Here is a 14,740-nt window from a genome sequence, read left to right as displayed (position 1 = left end):
CGTTTGAAACCCGTGCGGCAATATTAAGATAGTTTGGCAAACCGTTTCAGACGGCCTCAAGAGCGGCGGGAAAATACAGCCGGATTGGTTTGAAAATCCGGCAACAAATCATCAGGCCGTCTGAAAGCACAAGCCGCACGATATAAACCGCAAACCGCAGCCCAAAGCGGCCGGAGCGGGCAGACCGAATATAGATTGAACAAAAATTAACCGACAGGGTACACAAATGGCTATTTACCAATCAGGTGTTATTTTTAACCGAGTGGACACCCAAAACCCAAACTGCTGGACGTTGGAAGAATACGTCAAGCGCGGCGGCTACCAAGCCCTGCGCAGGATTCTGTCGGAAAAAACCCCGCAAACCGATGTGATTGACGAAGTGAAAACTTCAGGCTTGCGCGGCCGCGGCGGCGCAGGTTTTCCCACCGGCCTGAAATGGAGCTTTATGCCCCGCTCGTTCCCCGGCTCCAAATACGTTGTCTGCAATACCGATGAAGGCGAACCGGGCACGTTTAAAGACCGCGATATCATCATGTTCAACCCGCACGCCCTGATCGAAGGCATGGTTATCGCCGGTTACGCCATGGGTGCCGAAGCAGGCTACAACTATATCCACGGCGAAATCTTCGAAGGCTACCAACGTTTTGAAGCCGCGCTGGCCGAAGCGCGCCAAGCCGGCTTTTTGGGCAGAAACATCATGGGATTGGGTTTCGATTTCGAGTTGTTTGCCGCCCACGGCTACGGTGCCTACATCTGCGGCGAAGAAACCGCGCTGTTGGAAAGTTTGGAAGGTAAAAAAGGCCAGCCGCGCTTCAAGCCGCCGTTTCCCGCTTCATACGGCCTCTACGGCAAACCCACCACCATCAACAACACCGAAACCCTTGCCTCCGTGCCGTTTATTATCCGCGATGGCGGTAAAACCTTTGCCGAACAGGGCATCGAAAACGCCGGCGGCACCAAACTGTTTTCCATTTCCGGCCACATAAACCGCCCCGGTAACTACGAAGTGCCGCTGGGCACGCCGTTTGCCAAGCTGCTGGAAATGGCCGGCGGCATGAAAGACGGTAAAAAACTCAAAGCCGTGATTCCCGGCGGCTCGTCCGCCCCCGTGCTGCCCGCCGATATCATGATGGGCTTGAATATGGATTACGATTCCATTGCCAAAGCCGGCTCCATGCTCGGTTCCGGCGCGGTAATCGTGATGGATGAAGATGTGTGCATGGTGAAGGCACTGGAACGCTTAAGCTATTTCTACCACGAAGAATCCTGCGGCCAATGCACCCCCTGCCGCGAAGGCACAGGCTGGCTCTACCGCATCGTACACCGCATCGCCGGCGGCAAAGGCAAACCCGAAGATTTGGCACTGCTCGATTCTATCGGCAACAACATGGCCGGCCGCACCATCTGCGCCCTGGCCGATGCCGCCGTGTTCCCCGTGCGCAGTTTTACCAAACACTTCCGCCATGAGTTTGAGCACTATATCGAACATGGCAAGCCGATGAAGGCGCATAAGTGGTGTTGAGGCCGTCTGAAAAATATAAAGGCAGGGCAATGCGGGGGGCTTGCAAACAATCCTACATCCCGGGAGCTATCATGAAACTGATGAAAACAGTGTTTTTCAGCCTGATAACAGCGGTTGTTTTGGCTGCCTGCGGCTCGGTGCCGAAAGAAAGTCCGGCACGGCCTTGGAGCAACGCAGAATATAAAATGGAGTTGGCAGGGGTTGCGGCCAACCTTGCGCAAAGCAATTACCGTTACGGTTTTACTATTTTGTTGAAAACAGCGCCCAAAGTTGCTTCGGTGCGTGTCGAGCGCATTGCTGGCGGGCAGTCTGAAACGATTATTGATGATAGTGCCAATCCGACAACCCGTTTTTCATGGCAGCCGCAGCAGCCCAAAGGTGCGCGCACTTCTTTGGCACGCACTTCGAACGGGTTTACTTGGATGGGGCAGAGTGCTGTATTGGGCCTGAACGAAAGAGATGCCCCCTGGCTGTATGCTGCCGGAGATACCCGGCAGGTTTACCGCTTTACCGTGCGCGATGTGAAAGGCAGAGAAACCGTGTGGGAGCAGTCGGTTGTTGTGGCGGCACCGGTTAAGCGGGCCTTATTGTCTGCACAGAAGAAACACGCCCGCCCGAAGTAAAGGGCGGCAGCGGAACAGGGTTTTAACCCTGTCGGGCAAACACCCAAACCATAAACCGGGCCGTCTGAACGCAACATAAAATGCCTGCCTGAAAAAGTTTCAGACGGTTCAAGCAAAAGCCTTTAAAAACCGCAACCGGGAAACACACCATGTTACCGATCGGAATGGATGGCAGATTTACCAGCATTGCCGCCATGAGTTTGAGCACGGTGCCGGGTATGGCAAGCCGATGAAGGAGCATAACCGGTGTTGAGGCCGTCTGAAAATAATATGACTCGTTCCATTTAACAATGATATGCACAAGATGTGCGGGAAACAAAATATGAACTCGATTTATTTGAGAAAAATGATTAAAACAGTGGCCCTGGTGTTGGCGGTGGGTATTTCTGCCACGGCGCAGGCTGTGTGTGCCAACCCCAATCTCGATGTGGTGGTGTTAGGCTCGGGCGGGCCTGAATTGAGCGATAAGCGCGCATCGTCCGGCTATATTCTGCGCGAAAACAAAAAAGCCAGAATTCTGGTTGATTTCGGTTCGGGCGCTTCGCTGAATTTCGAGCGTGCCGGTGCACAGATCGAAGACTTGCAGGCAGTATTGCTGAGCCATTTACACGCCGATCATGTGAATGATTTTCCCGCGTTGGTAAAAGGCGCGTTTTTCTCCGAACGCGGGCGTGATTTACCCGTTTACGGCCCTGCAGGCAATCATGCGGTACCCCCGTTGCCGCAATATTTGCAGCGGCTGTTCGGCGAAAATGGCGCGTATGCTTATTTGTCGGGTTTTTTAGACGGCAGCGAGGCATTCCGCTTCAAGCCGGTTACCGTGCCGTTTGATATGAAGCGGCCTCAGGTGTTTTCGGCTAAAGCGGGCGGCTTTACCCTCCGCGCCGTGCCGGTTGCGCACGGCATCATTCCTGCGCTGGGGTGGCGTATTGAAAAAGACGGCTGCTCGGTGGTGTTTTCCGGCGACACCGGCAATATGGGGCGCACGTTAGACAAAATAGCAGGCAACGCCGATTTGTTTGTCGCCCATAATGCCGTTCCCGAGGGCAGCGCCGACCGTATCGCGCTGAAGCTGCATATGCCGCCGTCTGAAATCGGCCGCATTGCCGCCGGTGCCGGAGTAAAAAGCGCGGTATTGTCGCACTTTATGCGGCGCACCGAAAACGTTAAACCGCAAACAGCCGAGGCCGTTGGCGCACACTACAGCGGCAGACTGGCATTTGCAGAGGATTGCGATATTTATTCGGTACAAAGCGGGTTGAAAACAGGAAGCTGTGCGGAAAAATAAGCAGGCATACAGGCCGTCTGAAATATCGGGCCGAACCACCCGGCCTGTTCTTCAAATGAAGCAACGGAAACGGTACGGCAAACATCAGGCCGTCTGAAAGCAGCATAACCATGATAATGCCCGCCTGAAAAATTTTTTCAGACGGCCTCAAACCAAAACCTTTAAAAAATCGGTAACTAGGAAACACACCATGTTACAAATCGAAATAGACGGCAAACAGATTGCAGTCAGGCAGGGCGCGACAGTGATGGAGGCGGCGCACGAATTGGGCACTTATATCCCGCACTTCTGCTACCACAAAAAACTGTCTATTGCCGCCAACTGCCGTATGTGTCTGGTGGAAGTGGAAAAATCCCCCAAGCCGCTGCCTGCCTGCGCCACGCCGGTAACGGACGGCATGGTGGTGCACACCCATTCGGCCAAAGCCAAGCAGGCGCAGGCCGGCGTGATGGAGTTTCTGCTGATCAACCACCCGCTCGACTGCCCGATTTGCGACCAGGGCGGCGAATGCCAGTTGCAGGATTTGGCGGTGGGTTACGGTAATTCCGCCAGCCGCTACACCGAAGCAAAACGCTCGGTAACCGGCAAAGACATGGGGCCGCTGGTTTCTGCCGCAGAAATGAGCCGCTGCATCCACTGTACCCGCTGCGTGCGTTTTACCGAAGAAATCGCCGGTATGCAGGAAATCGCCATGGCCAACCGCGGCGAGTTTTCCGAAATCATGCCGTTTATCGGCAAAGCGGTAGAAACCGAATTGTCGGGCAATGTGATTGATTTGTGTCCTGTCGGCGCGCTCACCAGCAAACCGTTCCGTTACGATGCCCGCTCGTGGGAATTGAGCCGCCGCAAAACTATTTCCGCACACGATGCGCTGGGCAGCAACCTGATTGTGCAAACCAAAGACCACACCGTACGCCGCGTGCTGCCTTTGGAAAACGAAGCCGTCAACGAATGCTGGATTGCGGATCGCGACCGTTTCTCCTACGCCGGCCTGTATCACGAAAGCCGTCTGAAAACGCCGAAAATCAAACACGGCGGCCAATGGCACGAAACAGACTGGCAAACCGCGCTGGAATATGTGGAAAAAACGCTGGCCTGCATTGCCAGAGAAGACGGCCAAGACCAAATCGGCATCTGGGCCAACCCGGCAAACACCGTGGAAGAGCTGTTTCTGGCGAAAAAACTGGCTAACGGCTTGGGCATCCGACATTTCGACACCCGCCTGATGCAGCAGGACAACCGCCTTTCAGACGGCCTGCAAGGCGCACAATGGCTGGGGCAGAGCATTGAAGAATTGGGTAATGCCGATGCCGTATTGGTGGTGGGGGCCAACCTGCGCAAAGAGCAGCCGCTGCTCACCGCCCGTCTGCGCCGTGCCGCCAAATCCCATATGGCCTTAAGCGTGGTTGCCAGCAGCAGGGAAGAGCTGCACATGCCGCTGTTTGCCCATGAAGTGCTGCACCCCAACGATTGGGCAGATTTTCTAAACAAACTGGCGCAAGACACGCAAAACCCGCTTTCAGACGGCCTCAAGCAGGCTGAAAAAGCCGCCGTGATATTGGGCGCGGAAGTGCAGAACCACCCCGACTACGCCGCGATTTATGCTGCCGCGCAACAACTGGCCGATGCTGCCGGTGCCGTTTTGGGTATTCTGCCGCAGGCTGCCAACAGCGTGGGCGCAGACGTATTGGGCGTAAACGGCGGCCAAACCGTGCAGCAGATGCTGGCGCAGCCGAAAAAAGCGGTGCTGCTTTTAAACGTGGAGCCCGAAATAGATGTGGCAGACGGCGCCAAAGCCGTGGCTGCGCTGACACAGGCGCAAAGCGTGATGGCTTTTACCCCGTTTGAAAGCGAAACCTTGCGCGAAGTGTGCGATGTGATGCTGCCCGTTGCGCCGTTTACCGAAACTTCGGGCAGTTTTATCAATATGGAAGGCCGTCTGCAATCGTTTCACGGCGTGGTGAAAGGCTGGGGCGATTCCCGCCCCTTGTGGAAAGTATTACGCGTGTTGGGCAATGTGTTCGGCTTGGCCGGTTTTGAATACGACAGCAGCGGGCAGGTGTTGAAAGAAGCGGTCAGTCAAGAAAGCCTGCCTGCAAAATTAAACAACCGAAGCACTTGGCGGGGCAGGGCAGGCATTCAGACGGCCTCTGCCCCGGTGCGGGTGGGCGGTGTCGGCATTTACCACAGCGATGCGCTGGTACGCCGCTCTGCGCCTTTGCAGGCCACCGGCCATGCGCAGGCTCCCGCCGCCCGTGTACACCCGAACACGCTGGCCGCGCTCGGCCTGCAAGACGGCGCGCGCGCGCAGGCCGTGCAAAGCGGTGAGCGCGTTGCCGTGCGCGTGGCGGCCGACAAGGGGCTGCCCGAAAACGTGGTGTATCTGCCGCTGCATACCGAAAATGCCGCGCTGGGTGCACTGATGAACCGCATTGAATTGGAAAGGGCATAATCATGCAGGAGTGGTTTCAAGCCTTGTTTGCCACACAGCTCGGAATGGGTGCGGCGGGCAACGATGTCGGCCTGGTGGTGTCGGTTATCGTCAAAATCGTGATTATCCTGATTCCGCTGATTCTCACCGTGGCCTACCTCACTTATTTCGAGCGTAAGGTTATCGGCTATATGCAGCTGCGTGTCGGCCCCAACGTTACCGGGCCGTTCGGCCTGATCCAGCCGTTTGCCGATGTGTTCAAACTGCTGTTTAAAGAAGTTACCCGCCCCAAGCTGTCGAACAAAGCCTTGTTTTATATCGGCCCCATGCTCTCGCTTGCCCCTGCGTTTGCCGCGTGGGCTGTGATTCCGTTCAGCAGTGAATGGTGGCTCACCAACGTTGATGCCGGGCTGCTGTTTATCCTGATGATTACCTCGCTGTCGGTATATGGTGTGATTATCGCGGGCTGGGCCTCCAACTCGAAATATTCGTTTTTGGGCGCGATGCGCTCTTCGGCGCAAACCATTTCCTACGAAATCGCCATGGGTGCGGCTTTGGTGGCGGTGGTGATGGTTTCTGGCAGCCTGAACTTTACCGACATCGTAGAAGGGCAGAGCAAAGGCATGGCCGGCGGTTCGGTTTTCTCGTGGAACTGGCTGCCGCTGTTTCCGCTGTTTATCGTTTATCTGATTTCTGCCGTGGCCGAAACCAACCGCGCTCCGTTTGATGTGGCCGAGGGCGAGTCGGAAATCGTAGCCGGCTTCCACGTTGAATATTCAGGTTTTGCATTTGCACTGTTTTTCCTGGCCGAATATATTTTTATGATACTGATTGCCGCGCTTACTTCGCTGATGTTTTTGGGCGGCTGGCTTTCGCCTTTTCCGCAAAGCTGGGGCTTTGTCGGCACACCCGGTGCATTTTGGATGTTTGTGAAAATGGCCTTTATCCTTTACGGCTATTTGTGGATACGCGCCACCTTCCCGCGTTACCGCTACGACCAAATCATGCGCTTGGGCTGGAAAGTGTTGATTCCCATCGGCTTTATCGGCATCGTGGTGCTCGGCTTGTGGATGATTTCACCGCTGAGTTTGTGGAATTGACTTAAAGGCCGTCTGAAAATATTGAGGCGGTTACGAATCTGCTGTTTGGACAGACGGGGAAGCCAAAGGCGGATTGATGCCTGCCTGCGCTGCCATGCGGCGAAAATGAAAGGAACAGAGCCGTGAAAAAGCTTGTAAAAACGATATTGCTGATGAGTACGGTTTTGTCGTTGCTCAACGGCTGTTTCATAGCCGGCCAGATTCACGACAAAATTTACGAAGACTGCGCCATCCATCCCGACAGTATCCAAAGGCTGCCGCAGCAGGAGCGTCAGCGCTTGGCGGGAAAATGCGGTTGGAAAGAGCAGCCCGCGCAACATCAGTCTTTATTGAACATGGAGCTTTTGTGCCGTGCCGACATCACTGCGCCGCCGGCACAGGGCAAGCGCAGCGGTACAATCGAAACCACGCTGCCCAACGGCCTGAAGCTGCACTACCGCATAATCAACGGCACGGTGCCTGAATTGAAGGTGCTGTATCCTAGCGGCAAAACCGAAACACATACCCGCTTTGCAGACGGCAGAGCACAAGGTTGGTCTGAGGGCTATTATCCTTCGGGCAAGCTGCGTACCCGCTTTTTCTACCAAAACGGCAAAGCAAGGCAGTATGAGATTTATTCGGAAGACGGAAAAGTTGCTGAAAAAGGCAAGGTTTCCTGCCGCTAAAAAGGCCGTCTGAACACCCTGATTTCAAAAACGAAAACCTGCTTCAAAGGGACACCAATGGCAAACCTAGTTAAAACCTTTCTGCTCGGCGAACTGGTAAAGGGCATGGGCGTAACGCTCAAAAACTTCTTCGCCCGCAAAGAAACGATTATGTTTCCTGAAGAGAAAACGCCGCAGTCGGTGCGTTTCCGCGGGCTGCACGCGCAGCGGCGCTATCCCAACGGCGAAGAACGCTGTATCGCCTGCAAGCTGTGCGAAGCGGTTTGCCCGGCAATGGCCATCAACATCGAGTCGGAGCAGCGCGAAGACGGCACCCGCCGCACCACGCGCTACGATATCGACTTAACCAAATGCATTTTCTGCGGCTTCTGCGAAGAGGCTTGCCCGGTGGACGCAATCGTGGAAACCCATATTCTCGAATACCACGGCGAAAAGCGCGGCGATCTGTATTACACCAAACCGATGCTGTTGGCCATCGGCGATAAATACGAAAACGAAATCGCCAAACGCAAAGCGGCCGATGCGCCCTACCGATAAAGGATAAGAGCGATGACTTTTACTGCAATCCTGTTTTATATTCTGGCGGCCATCGTGTTGTTTGGCGCGCTGAAAACCGTAACCGTGAAAAACCCCGTGCACGCGGCGCTGTATTTGGTGCTCACTTTCTGCGTGAGTGCGCTGATTTGGATGCTGATGCAGGCCGAGTTTTTGGGCATCACGCTGGTGTTGGTGTATGTGGGCGCGGTGATGGTGCTGTTTCTGTTTGTGGTGATGATGCTGAACATCGACATCGAAGAAATGCGCGCGGGCTTTTGGCGGCATGCGCCGGCGGCCGGCTTGGTGGGCGTGTTGATGTCTGTGGCGCTGATTCTGATTTTGGTAAACCCGAAAACCAATCTGGCTGCATTCGGTGTGATGAAAGAGATTCCCGCCGATTACAGCAACGTGCGCGATTTGGGCAGCCAGCTCTACACTACCTATCTGCTGCCGTTCGAGCTGGCAGGCGTGCTGCTGGTGTTGGGCATGGTGGCGGCGATTGCGCTGGTGCACCGCAAAACGTTTAACCCCAAAGCCGTCAATCCTGCCGACCAAGTGAAAGTGAGTGCCAAAGAAGGCCGTTTGCGCATAGTGAAAATGGAAGCCGTCAGGCCGTCTGAAACGGCAGGTGAAACGGATTCAGGCGGCAAAGAGGAGGGGAAAGCATGATTACATTAACGCATTATCTGGTTTTGGCCGCGCTTTTGTTCGGCATCAGCGCGATGGGCATTTTTATGAACCGCAAAAACGTGCTGATTTTATTGATGAGCATCGAATTGATGCTGTTGGCGGTAAACTTTAACTTTATCGCGTTTTCGCAATACCTGGGCGACACTGCCGGGCAGATTTTCGTGTTTTTCATCTTAACCGTGGCTGCGGCAGAATCCGCCATCGGCTTGGCGATTATGGTGCTGGTGTTCCGCAACCGCAACACGATTAATGTGGCCGATTTGGATACGTTGAAAGGATAGGTGCGCGCCTAATGCCTGCTGCCTGCCCTTTGAAAATAACGGGGGAAAAGCATGACCGAAGTATTGGCGGCATATATCTTAACGGTATCGTTTTTTCTGCTGATACCCGGTTTCGTTAATCTGGTTTGTTGTCAAGGCGGCGGCACGCTGTGGCTTGAAAGGTGCATTTTTTGCGGTTGGTAACGGGTTGGTATCCGGTCGGGGAAAAATCATACAGGCCGTCTGAAAACATTTCAAAAGACGGACTTGGAGAGCTAAATATTGCAGACGGTATTTCTGCTACTGCTGGGAAAGTTGCAGGACAGCTTCCAAAACCGTTTTCCGGCATGGTGTTGGGCAGTGGTATTCGCCTTGTTTTCTGCTTTGTGGAGCATGAGCGGAAATGTGGGAATATTGATTGCCGGTTCTGTAATTTCAGGGCTGTATGCTTGGGGTTATTTTGTTTTGCTCAGGAAGCTTTCCGACCGGCCGGTGTTATGGCTGGCGGTGTATGCAGCCGGCGGGGTGCTGCCGTTTTTGCTGTTGCCGATGGTTGCCCCTTGATGATGGCCGTATGGCCGGTGAGTTGTTAAAAACAGATAACATAAAATAAAAAGGGCGAGCAGCAGAATGAATAAACTGCTTGGAAGCAGGCAAGAGAAAACCCTCGAAACCGAATCTGCAAACAGAAAAAGATAACGACACGGCGGTATCCGCTTTTGATGCCGTCTGAAAAATCAAAACTGAAAAAGGTTCATTTCCATGACCGATATGACTTTATATCTCATCATTGCACTCATGCCGCTGGCAGGCTGCCTGCTGGCGGGGCTGTTCGGCAAACAAATCGGCCGCGCGGGCGCACACACGGCTACTATTTTGGGGGTGGCTGCTTCCACTGTGTTGTCGGCCTATGTGCTGTGGGGCTTCATTGACGGCTCGCGCGCCAAGTTTGACGAAAATGTTTATACCTGGCTTACCATGGGCGGCTTGGATTTCTCGGTCGGTTTTTTGGTTGACAGCCTGACCGCCATGATGATGGTGGTGGTAACGTTTGTGTCGCTGATGGTGCATATCTACACCATCGGCTATATGCACGATGAAAAAGTGGGCTACCAGCGTTTTTTCAGCTACATCTCGCTGTTTACTTTTTCGATGCTGATGCTGGTGATGAGCAACAACTTTATCCAGCTCTTCTTCGGTTGGGAAGCCGTGGGCTTGGTGTCGTATCTGCTGATCGGTTTCTATTTCAAACGCGAAAGCGCGATTTTTGCCAATTTGAAAGCCTTTTTGGTGAACCGCGTGGGCGACTTTGGCTTTATTTTGGGTATCGGCCTGGTGTTGGCCTATTTCGGCGGCAGCCTGCGTTATGCCGATGTGTTCGCCTATCTGCCCAATATTCAGACGGCCACCATCGAGCTTTTTCCCGGCGTGCAATGGAGCCTGATAACTGTTACCTGCCTGTTGCTGTTTGTGGGCGCGATGGGTAAATCGGCGCAGTTTCCGCTGCACGTTTGGCTGCCCGACTCTATGGAAGGCCCGACACCTATCTCGGCTCTGATTCACGCGGCTACCATGGTAACGGCAGGCCTGTTTATGGTGTCGCGTATGTCGCCGATTTACGAGCTTTCCACCACCGCCTTGAGCGTGATTATGGTGGTGGGCGCGATTACCGCACTGTTTATGGGCTTTTTGGGTACCATTCAAAACGACATCAAACGCGTGGTGGCTTATTCCACCCTGTCGCAACTGGGTTATATGACCGTAGCACTGGGCGTATCGGCCTATTCGATCGCAATGTTTCATGTGATGACCCATGCTTTCTTTAAAGCGCTGCTGTTTTTGGCTGCGGGCAGCGCCATTATCGGTATGCACCATGATCAGGATATGCGCCATATGGGCAACCTGAAAAAATATATGCCGGTTACCTGGCTCACCATGCTGATCGGTAATCTGGCACTGATCGGCACACCGTTTTTCTCAGGCTTTTACTCGAAAGATTCCATTATCGAGGCCGTGCATTTCAGCAATCTGCCCGGCAGCGGTTTTGCCTATTTTGCCGTGCTCGCCAGCGTGTTCGTTACCGCTTTCTATGCCTTCCGCCAATACTTTATGGTGTTCCACGGCAAAGAAAAATGGCGTGAAGCCGAGCATGGACACCATTCAGACGGCCACGATGCACACCATCACGGCTTGGGCAGAAACGACACCCCCCACGAAAGCCCGTGGGTGGTTACCCTGCCGCTGGTTTTGCTGGCCGTTCCATCAGTGGTTATCGGCTATATTGCTGTCGAACCCATGCTCTACGGTGATTTCTTTAAAGATGTGATTTATGTAAACCATGAAGCCCATCCCGTAATGGCACAAATGGCCGAAGTCTTCCACGGCCCGCTGGCCATGGTTTCGCACAGCCTGCACACGCCTGTGCTCTATCTCGCCATCGCCGGCGTGGCAGCGGCATGGCTGCTGTATGTGAAAGCCCCGCATCTGCCGGCCAAGATTGCTGCCGCTTTCAAGCCGGTTTATACCCTGCTCGACAACAAATACTACTTAGACGTGATTTACTTCAACGTGTTTGCCAAAGGCAGCCGCGCGTTGGGCAATTTCTTTTGGAAAGTGGGCGATACCGCCATTATCGACAACGGCATCGTAAACGGTTCGGCCAAAGTTGTCGGCGCGCTGGCCGCCCAAGTGCGCAAAATGCAAACCGGTTTTATCTACACTTACGCCGCCGCTATGGTGTTTGGAGTGTTGGTGCTGATTGCAGCGTTTTTCAGGGGGATTTGGTTCCAATAAGGCCGTCTGAAAAGGCTTGCAAGAGGGCAGGGTGGCAAGCCACCGTTATAGAAGTTCAGATGGCCTCTGTCTTGTTTGCCGTCTATTGGTAAGGCAAACTAAACCTTACCGATAGATTCTCAAAGGAGTAACGACATGGCAACCACCTTACGGCTGAGCAGCAAAAGCCAAGTAACTTTCAAGCAGGAATTTCTTCACCATTTGGGCATCAGTGCGGGCGACGAAATGGAAGTGTACAAACTGCCAAACGGTGAGTTACGGATTAGGGCCAAAGCCAAGCTTGCACAAACCAAAAGTATCCGCGAATTCGCAGGCCGTCTGAAAAACGAGGCGGGCGTACATTTGAGTGTGGAAGAGATAAATCAGGCCGTTGCCGAAGCCGCCGTGGCGGGCGCGGGTATGGAGCGTAAGCTTGTCATTGATACCAACGTGCATCTTGGCGCTGTTGCGCGATTTCGTCTCGTCCGTGCCTAAGTTGGTGGCGCAGGAAAACGAAATCGAAGCAGGTTTCTCCGTGATGGCGCACAACGGCGATTTCGCCGATGGTGTTAATGCATTCTGCGGTGCTATGCTCGGTGCGGATCAGTTTGCTACTTTCGACAAACAGGCTGCAAGAATATTGCAGGAAACGGCTATGAAAACCCGGTTGCTGAAGTAACAGTATAGGTTGGTAAATACTGAAAAATATTTCAGAAGGAACCTTAAAGTAGTTTGAAAAATAGAGGTAAATCGAGGTTGTTTAGAAAAGAAAAATTCAAAAAACGGAATAATTAAGTAATTTATTAATTTATGAAAAAAGCAGACAGGTCATAGGCTTCGGGGAGCAGAAGACACCAAAATCATTGGTGGAAGCGTGCAGCAGATTTTTATTTTTAGATAGCGCAAGATGACGGGTACGGAGTTGAAGTGTGATACTGCATTGATGAATTTATTGTGTGATGCAATTGCACATTGTCGTGATCATGAGGGTTGGGCCCCATTAAATCGGGTTGGGCAGATTATCAGAAACCAATCCTCATTTGACAGTAAAAATTATGGGTACTCCAAACTTGGAGACTTAGTTAGAGCAATTGATATTTTTGAAACCAAACTTCCGATGGGGGTATTCGCAACTTTATGTGAAAAATAAGCGTGATAAGTCTAAACCCGATAGCTTAAAATAAATATATTGGAAATAAACTGTCAAGAGGCCGTCTGAAACGGTTTCAGGCAGCTTGAAAACAGAAAACTTTGATGAAAAGACTGTTTCAGACGGCATTAAGGCTATCTGAAACCTCCAACAATATAACAACTTTTGATTTACAAACCCACAGGAAAAAACCATGTTTTCCAACCATCTACTCAGCTTGGCAATATGGGTGCCGATGATTGCCGGCGTGCTGGTTCTGGCCACAGGCTCAGATCGCCGTGCGCCGTTGGCGCGCATTCTTGCCTTTATCGGTTCGCTGGCAGGCTTTTTGGTCACGCTGCCGCTGTTTGTGCAGTTTGACCGTTTGAGCGGCGGCTACCAGTTTGCCGAGTTCCATCAATGGATTCCCCTGCTGAATATCCATTATGCGCTGGGTGTGGACGGTATTTCGGTGCTGTTCATCATTCTGAACGCCTTTATCACGTTGATGGTGGTGCTGGCAGGATGGGAAGTGGTTCAGAAACGCCCTGCGCAGTATATGGCGGCTTTTCTGATCATGAGCGGCTTGATTAACGGCGCGTTTGCTGCCCAAGATGCGATTTTGTTTTATGTGTTTTTTGAGGGTATGCTGATTCCGCTCTACCTGATTATCGGCATGTGGGGCGGCCCGCGCCGCGTGTATGCTTCGGTAAAGTTGTTTCTTTATACGCTGATGGGGTCGCTGTTGATGCTGGTGGGCTTGGTTTATCTGTCTTATCAGGCCGGCGGCAGCTTTTCGATTGCGGATTTTCAAAACCTGAAGCAGATTCCGCTGGGCGTGCAGCAGTTACTGTTTATCGCGTTTTTCCTGTCGTTTGCGGTGAAGGTGCCGATGTGGCCGGTGCATACCTGGCTGCCCGATGCCCACGTTGAAGCGCCGACAGGCGGCTCGATGGTGCTGGCTGCGATTACGCTGAAAGTGGGTGCCTACGGCTTTTTGCGCTTTATTCTGCCGATTCTTCCTGATGCATCGCGTTATTTCGCGCCTGCAATTGTGGTGTTGAGCCTGATTGCGGTGATTTATATCGGCATGGTGGCATTGGTTCAGACCGATATGAAAAAGCTGGTGGCGTATTCTTCTATCAGCCATATGGGTTTCGTTACTTTGGGTATGTTCTTGTTTGTTGACGGCCGTCTGAACGATTGGGCGTTGAAAGGTGCAGTTATCCAAATGATTTCGCACGGTTTTGTTTCTGCCGCAATGTTTATGTGCATCGGCGTGATGTATGACCGTCTGCACAGCCGCAATATCGCCGATTACGGCGGTGTGGTGAATGTGATGCCGAAATTCGCCGCCTTTATGATGCTGTTCGGTATGGCCAATGCCGGTTTGCCCGCAACCTCGGGTTTTGTGGGCGAGTTTATGGTGATTATGGGTGCGGTGGAAGTGAATTTCTGGGTGGCCGCGCTGGCCGCGCTGACGCTGATTTACGGTGCTTCTTATACCTTATGGATGTATAAGCGCGTTATTTTCGGTGAAATTACCAATCCCGAAGTGAAAGAGATGAAAGACATCAACTGTCGCGAGTTTGCGGTTTTGGCGGTTTTGGCGGTGGCGGTGTTGGGCATGGGTCTGTATCCCGCAGCATTTATCGAAGTTATCCACCAGGCTGCCAACGATTTAATCAGCCAAGTGGCGCAAAGCAAGATTTGAGGTGTGTGA

15 protein-coding genes are annotated in these 14,740 nt (G+C 52.9%); all 15 read left to right on the top strand.

The features are described from left to right. Nucleotides 1-226: 226 nt before the first annotated feature. Nucleotides 227-1,522 carry an NADH-quinone oxidoreductase subunit NuoF gene (gene nuoF / locus H7A79_RS11280; RefSeq protein ID WP_187000292.1) on the top strand — a complete coding sequence of 432 codons (1,296 nt, stop codon included), beginning with the start codon at nucleotides 227-229 and terminating at the stop codon, nucleotides 1,520-1,522. Nucleotides 1,523-1,593: 71 nt separating this feature from the next. Continuing rightward, the gene (locus H7A79_RS11275; RefSeq protein WP_187000291.1) at nucleotides 1,594-2,145 is read left to right on the top strand and encodes a hypothetical protein; all 552 of its coding nucleotides are present in this window, start codon (nucleotides 1,594-1,596) and stop codon (nucleotides 2,143-2,145) included. A 322-nt stretch (nucleotides 2,146-2,467) separates the two neighbouring features. Next, complete coding sequence (locus H7A79_RS11270; protein ID WP_246407906.1) at nucleotides 2,468-3,433, top strand: MBL fold metallo-hydrolase; 966 nt, start codon at nucleotides 2,468-2,470, stop codon at nucleotides 3,431-3,433. A gap of 190 nt (nucleotides 3,434-3,623) precedes the next feature. After that, nucleotides 3,624-5,885, top strand: a complete 2,262-nt coding sequence (gene nuoG / locus H7A79_RS11265) for an NADH-quinone oxidoreductase subunit NuoG (protein WP_187000290.1) — start codon at nucleotides 3,624-3,626, stop codon at nucleotides 5,883-5,885. 2 nt (nucleotides 5,886-5,887) lie between these two features. After that, nucleotides 5,888-6,964, top strand: coding sequence for an NADH-quinone oxidoreductase subunit NuoH (nuoH, locus tag H7A79_RS11260; protein WP_187000289.1), 1,077 nt, complete (start codon nucleotides 5,888-5,890; stop codon nucleotides 6,962-6,964). A 122-nt stretch (nucleotides 6,965-7,086) separates the two neighbouring features. Further along, nucleotides 7,087-7,629, top strand: coding sequence for a toxin-antitoxin system YwqK family antitoxin (locus tag H7A79_RS11255; protein WP_187000288.1), 543 nt, complete (start codon nucleotides 7,087-7,089; stop codon nucleotides 7,627-7,629). A gap of 57 nt (nucleotides 7,630-7,686) precedes the next feature. Next, complete coding sequence (gene nuoI / locus H7A79_RS11250) at nucleotides 7,687-8,166, top strand: NADH-quinone oxidoreductase subunit NuoI (RefSeq protein ID WP_085365827.1); 480 nt, start codon at nucleotides 7,687-7,689, stop codon at nucleotides 8,164-8,166. A 12-nt stretch (nucleotides 8,167-8,178) separates the two neighbouring features. Next, nucleotides 8,179-8,835 (top strand): NADH-quinone oxidoreductase subunit J, encoded by a 657-nt coding sequence (locus tag H7A79_RS11245; RefSeq protein WP_135033995.1) that lies wholly within the window; start codon nucleotides 8,179-8,181, stop codon nucleotides 8,833-8,835. Continuing rightward, complete coding sequence (gene nuoK / locus H7A79_RS11240) at nucleotides 8,832-9,137, top strand: NADH-quinone oxidoreductase subunit NuoK (protein ID WP_085365830.1); 306 nt, start codon at nucleotides 8,832-8,834, stop codon at nucleotides 9,135-9,137. The genes H7A79_RS11245 and nuoK overlap by 4 nt, the downstream gene beginning before the upstream one ends. 170 nt (nucleotides 9,138-9,307) lie before the next feature. Beyond that, nucleotides 9,308-9,709, top strand: a complete 402-nt coding sequence (locus tag H7A79_RS11235) for a hypothetical protein (RefSeq protein ID WP_187000287.1) — start codon at nucleotides 9,308-9,310, stop codon at nucleotides 9,707-9,709. A 169-nt stretch (nucleotides 9,710-9,878) separates the two neighbouring features. Next, nucleotides 9,879-11,909, top strand: coding sequence for an NADH-quinone oxidoreductase subunit L (gene nuoL / locus H7A79_RS11230; RefSeq protein ID WP_187000286.1), 2,031 nt, complete (start codon nucleotides 9,879-9,881; stop codon nucleotides 11,907-11,909). A 135-nt stretch (nucleotides 11,910-12,044) separates the two neighbouring features. After that, the gene (locus tag H7A79_RS11225; RefSeq protein ID WP_246407904.1) at nucleotides 12,045-12,383 is read left to right on the top strand and encodes an AbrB/MazE/SpoVT family DNA-binding domain-containing protein; all 339 of its coding nucleotides are present in this window, start codon (nucleotides 12,045-12,047) and stop codon (nucleotides 12,381-12,383) included. Next, a complete protein-coding gene (locus tag H7A79_RS11220; protein WP_187000285.1) occupies nucleotides 12,376-12,567 on the top strand; it encodes a PIN domain-containing protein in 192 nt (63 codons plus the stop codon). The genes H7A79_RS11225 and H7A79_RS11220 overlap by 8 nt, the downstream gene beginning before the upstream one ends. Nucleotides 12,568-12,795: 228 nt before the next feature. Further along, nucleotides 12,796-13,038: an OST-HTH/LOTUS domain-containing protein gene (locus H7A79_RS11215; protein ID WP_228068121.1), complete on the top strand. Its 243-nt coding sequence runs from the start codon at nucleotides 12,796-12,798 to the stop codon at nucleotides 13,036-13,038. A gap of 193 nt (nucleotides 13,039-13,231) precedes the next feature. Further along, entirely contained in the window at nucleotides 13,232-14,731 is a 1,500-nt protein-coding gene (locus H7A79_RS11210; RefSeq protein ID WP_187000284.1) for an NADH-quinone oxidoreductase subunit M, read from the top strand. Nucleotides 14,732-14,740: the final 9 nt, after the last annotated feature.

The sequence above is a fragment of the Neisseria musculi genome, assembly GCF_014297595.2.
Classification (GTDB): Bacteria; Pseudomonadota; Gammaproteobacteria; order Burkholderiales; family Neisseriaceae; genus Neisseria; species Neisseria musculi.
Note: the sequence above shows the minus strand (reverse complement) of the source record. Positions and strands in the feature narration are given on the sequence as shown.

Bases quoted from the DNA above. Each gene is read 5' to 3' on its own strand.
- H7A79_RS11215 (WP_228068121.1), top strand. From the start codon at position 12,796: ATGACGGGTACGGAGTTGAAGTGTGATACTGCATTGATGAATTTATTG.
- H7A79_RS11275 (WP_187000291.1), top strand. From the start codon at position 1,594: ATGAAACTGATGAAAACAGTGTTTTTCAGCCTGATAACAGCGGTTGTT.
- nuoF (WP_187000292.1), top strand. From the start codon at position 227: ATGGCTATTTACCAATCAGGTGTTATTTTTAACCGAGTGGACACCCAA.
- H7A79_RS11245 (WP_135033995.1), top strand. From the start codon at position 8,179: ATGACTTTTACTGCAATCCTGTTTTATATTCTGGCGGCCATCGTGTTG.
- H7A79_RS11210 (WP_187000284.1), top strand. From the start codon at position 13,232: ATGTTTTCCAACCATCTACTCAGCTTGGCAATATGGGTGCCGATGATT.
- nuoI (WP_085365827.1), top strand. From the start codon at position 7,687: ATGGCAAACCTAGTTAAAACCTTTCTGCTCGGCGAACTGGTAAAGGGC.
- H7A79_RS11225 (WP_246407904.1), top strand. From the start codon at position 12,045: ATGGCAACCACCTTACGGCTGAGCAGCAAAAGCCAAGTAACTTTCAAG.
- H7A79_RS11270 (WP_246407906.1), top strand. From the start codon at position 2,468: ATGAACTCGATTTATTTGAGAAAAATGATTAAAACAGTGGCCCTGGTG.
- nuoL (WP_187000286.1), top strand. From the start codon at position 9,879: ATGACCGATATGACTTTATATCTCATCATTGCACTCATGCCGCTGGCA.
- nuoK (WP_085365830.1), top strand. From the start codon at position 8,832: ATGATTACATTAACGCATTATCTGGTTTTGGCCGCGCTTTTGTTCGGC.
- nuoH (WP_187000289.1), top strand. From the start codon at position 5,888: ATGCAGGAGTGGTTTCAAGCCTTGTTTGCCACACAGCTCGGAATGGGT.
- nuoG (WP_187000290.1), top strand. From the start codon at position 3,624: ATGTTACAAATCGAAATAGACGGCAAACAGATTGCAGTCAGGCAGGGC.